Annotated in this window: 2 protein-coding genes; both read left to right on the forward strand. The window is 62.9% G+C overall.

Annotation, left to right across the window (positions count from 1 at the left end):
• Nucleotides 1-12 precede the first annotated feature (12 nt).
• On the forward strand, nt 13-2,619 hold the full coding sequence (locus BN3789_RS12055) for an S-layer homology domain-containing protein (protein WP_079989326.1): 2,607 nt from the start codon (nt 13-15) through the stop codon (nt 2,617-2,619).
• A 218-nt stretch (nt 2,620-2,837) separates the two neighbouring features.
• Nucleotides 2,838-3,605 (forward strand): polysaccharide pyruvyl transferase family protein, encoded by a 768-nt coding sequence (locus BN3789_RS12060; protein WP_066834718.1) that lies wholly within the window; start codon nt 2,838-2,840, stop codon nt 3,603-3,605.
• The last annotated feature ends 83 nt before the right edge of the window (nt 3,606-3,688 follow it).

Consider the following 3,688-nt stretch of genomic DNA (forward strand, 5'->3'; position numbering starts at 1 on the left):
GGAGAAAGACGTATGACAGCTTGCGTCAACAGGAAGCACACTAAGAAGGTGGCAGCCGTCGTGACCGCGTCCCTGGTGGGCGCGCTCTCCCTGGGCGCCGCCCCCGTGGCCGCTATGGCGGACACCGCCGACACGGGCATCGACCTGCAGTTCGAGGATCCCAACGAAGCCTTCGATGAGGCCGAGGTCATCGAAGCTCATTTTGCCCAGGGCGCGGGCACGGATGTCGATAAGAAGGTGGACGGTGTCTATCACATCGGCTACTCCAAGAACGAGCCCGTCTCCCTTAACTGGGTCAGTTTCAAGATTTATGGCGAGACAACCGATGACCTGCTTGTGGTCGATCCCGTCAAGGACCCGGAGACCTACGAGGTGTCCTACTGCAAGCGCGGCGAGAACGGCGAGGTCGGCGACGAGGTCACCGACCCGACGGACGCCGGGAAGTATTACGCGGTCGTAACCGCCATCGACGGGGCATACAAGGGCGCGAGCTTCGCCGTTCCGTTCCAGATCGACGCGGTCGATATCTCCAACATCGAACTTGCTGGTGAAATCAGCTCCACCTACGATGCAGAGACCAAGGACATCGTCTTCTACCTCGATAACAATGCTAACGGCATCGTTGACGATGGCGAGCAGCTCTACGTCGGCACCGACATCGACGTGCAGTGGTACGAGGCCGGCCACGATCTGAGCGACCAGTGGAAGGTCGACTCCGTGCTGGACGCCGGCGAGTACCGCGCCTACGTCACCGGCAAGGGCAACTACACCGGCGCGGTCGACCTGAACCGCCAGACCGTCACGGTCGACAAGCTTGCTCTTAATGGCAGCAATGTGTTCATCCCCGGCATCTACGTCAAGGGCAGCACCGAGCCCACCGACCCGCAGTGGATCATGATCGACGGCCAGCTCTTCGGCTCCGACAGCGCCATCATGGGCGAGATCAAGGCCGAGATGGACAAGAACGCCAGTCCTGATAATATCTGGAACAAGAACGGCAAGTACGCCTATGTCGTGAGCGCGGCGCAGGCGAACGACCCGAACTTCACCTCCGACACCAAGACCGTCAACGCCTACAAGCTCGCCGACGAGCTCGCCTTCACCTACAAGGGCGAGGCCGTCGAGAGCGGCTACGACATCTTCACCGGCGACGCCGACGCCTCGTTCGATGACAACAAGATCGTCGGTGTGGATGACGACAAGAACGAGTACAGCCGCGCAAACGGAAAACTCAATGTCCTTGTCTACGATGCCAATGGCAACGTGGTGTACGACACGCTGAATGGCAACACCTCTCGTACTTGGTGGACCGAGGTCGGCTCCGACTTCACCGCCTTCTACTGGTATGAGAACGCAGATGGCACTGTCGGAGGCCAGCTGGTCCTCCCCGTTCACGTCTATCAGGAGGCTGTGGACGCCGACGCCTCTGCTGCCATCCTGTACGACGTCGACGGCGACAGCGTCAAGGAGGTCGTGAGCTCCATCGAGGCCGTCTACAGCGGCAAGGCGCTCGATATCGATGTTCGAATCAAGGATGCCAACGGCAACGTTGTTACAACCGGCTTCAATGTCGCCTACTACGACGCGGACGGCAACCAGGTCGGCGAGATCGTTAACGCCGGCACCTACACCCTCAAGGTCACCAGCTCCACCTACAAGCTGACCGGCACCACCGAGATGACCATCACGGTCTCGCCCCTCGACGTCTCCGGCATCAAGGTCGGCGCTCTCAAGACCCAGGAGTGGGACAACGTCGGCAACAAGACCGAGTACCTGCGCTGGACGAAGAACTTCGCCTACAGGGTCAAGGATCTCGACCTGCAGTACAAGTCTGGCGACAACTATATCCCCCTGCCGACCAAGGACGTCAAGGTGACCATCCTCGACGCATCCGGTGCCGAGATCGACAAGATCGAGGACGAGGGCGCATACACCCTGCACTTCGAGGCCCGCAACGCCGACACTGAGAACAACTACGCCCTGCCCGCCGACATCACCGTCACCTGCATCAAGGACGGCAAGAACGCTGACGGCGTCAACCACCTCCTGTTCGCCGACGTCGAGTACACCGACTACTTCGCGAACGCGGTCAGCTTCGTCGCGAACGAGCAGTTCATGACCGGCTACAAGGGCACCAAGCTGTTCGGCTCCTTCGATCAGCTCAACCGTGGTCAGATGGCGATCGTCCTCTACAACATGGCCAAGGGCGAGGGCAAGGTCGACGAGAACGGCCTGACCTACACCAACGCCGGCGGCTGGATGACCGGCTTCGACGACGTCAACGGCAACGAGTACTACGCCAAGGCCATCGCCTGGGCCAAGCTCTCCGGCGTCGTGAACGGCTACGACAACGGCACCTTCGGGCCCGAGGACCCGGTGACCCGCGAGCAGTTCGCCGCGATGCTCATGAACTACACGAAGAAGTTCGGTGACTTCGAGGCTGCCGACACTTCCGTGCTCGACGAGTACGACGACGCGAACACCGTCTCCGACTGGGCCGAGAATTCCGTCGCCTGGGGCATCGAGAACGGCATCCTCGGCAATGGCGGCTTCCTGAACGCTCAGGGCGAGATCATCCGCGCCGACGCCGCCTGCATGGTCTACAACTACGCCAAGTAGTCTTGACCTGATGTTGCGCCTTCCGTAAAGGCGATACGGGCCCTCCCCTCCGGGGGAGGGCTTGCGGGAGGGCTCTCAAGCGAGAGCCTCCCCGCAAGCCTTTGGCTCAAGCTGCAAGCTGTCGCACAAGGCTCGATGCCGAACGGCCCCCTTGGATCTCTGTCCAAGGGGGGCCGTTCGGCGTTCCGGGCGTGCGGCACCGGGGAACGGGGCGCCGTTTGGACACGCTCATCATCACGATCAACGACAAGAGGAACTACGGCAACCGTCTGCAGAACTGGGCCCTCTCCCGGGTCCTCTCCCGCAGAGGAACCTGCAAGACCGCTTCGACGCTGCTCGACGGCGACCTCGCGAAGGGGCGCGGGACGCGAGCGCGGGAGCGGGCGGCCTATGTGCGCGACCTGCTCCGCAGGGGGTCCGCAGGGCACGAAGCCGCAGTGCGTCATGCGGCGGTCGAGCGCTTCGACCGGAGGTGGGGCCTCAACGGGCCAATTCTCACCTTCCGAGATGGGCTCTCCGGGCGGTGGCGTCCCGACACCATCGTCATAGGGTCCGACCAGGTCTGGAACGCCATGTGGGCGTCGCCGGACGACCTCTCGCTCGGGCTCGGCATGAACTTCGACGGCCCAACGGTCGTCTCCTACGCCGCGAGCGTCGGGACGGAGGACGTCCCTAAGTGGGCCGTTCCCGCGTTCAGGGAGGGCATCGCTCGAATGGGCGCCGTCTCTGTCCGTGAGGACCGCGCCGCCGACGTGCTCGGGGGGATCCTCGGCCGCCCCGTCGCCGTCGTGGCGGACCCCGTCGCGCTCCTGACTCCTGAGGAATGGCGCTCCGTCTTCCCCGGGACAGTCGGCGGCATCGAGCCCTTCGCGCTCGAGTACTTCCTCGGCGAGCTGTCCGCTGAGCAGAGGGCGGCGATGGACGGTTCGAGTCGGAGAACGGTCTGCCCCATTCCCGTTGACACACGGACTTCCGTTTCGGCATGATGCCGTAAACGGGGAAAGGAGGCGGGGATGGGGAAACCGTCACCGAAGTACACCGCGGAGTTCAAGCAGCAGGCGGTGAGGCT

Source organism: Collinsella ihumii, from assembly GCF_900046475.1.
Taxonomy (GTDB): Bacteria; Actinomycetota; Coriobacteriia; order Coriobacteriales; family Coriobacteriaceae; genus Collinsella; species Collinsella ihumii.

What these genes read in the sequence shown, in the direction of transcription:
- BN3789_RS12055 (WP_079989326.1), top strand. Translation starts at nt 13, where the DNA reads ATGACAGCTTGCGTCAACAGGAAGCACACTAAGAAGGTGGCAGCCGTC.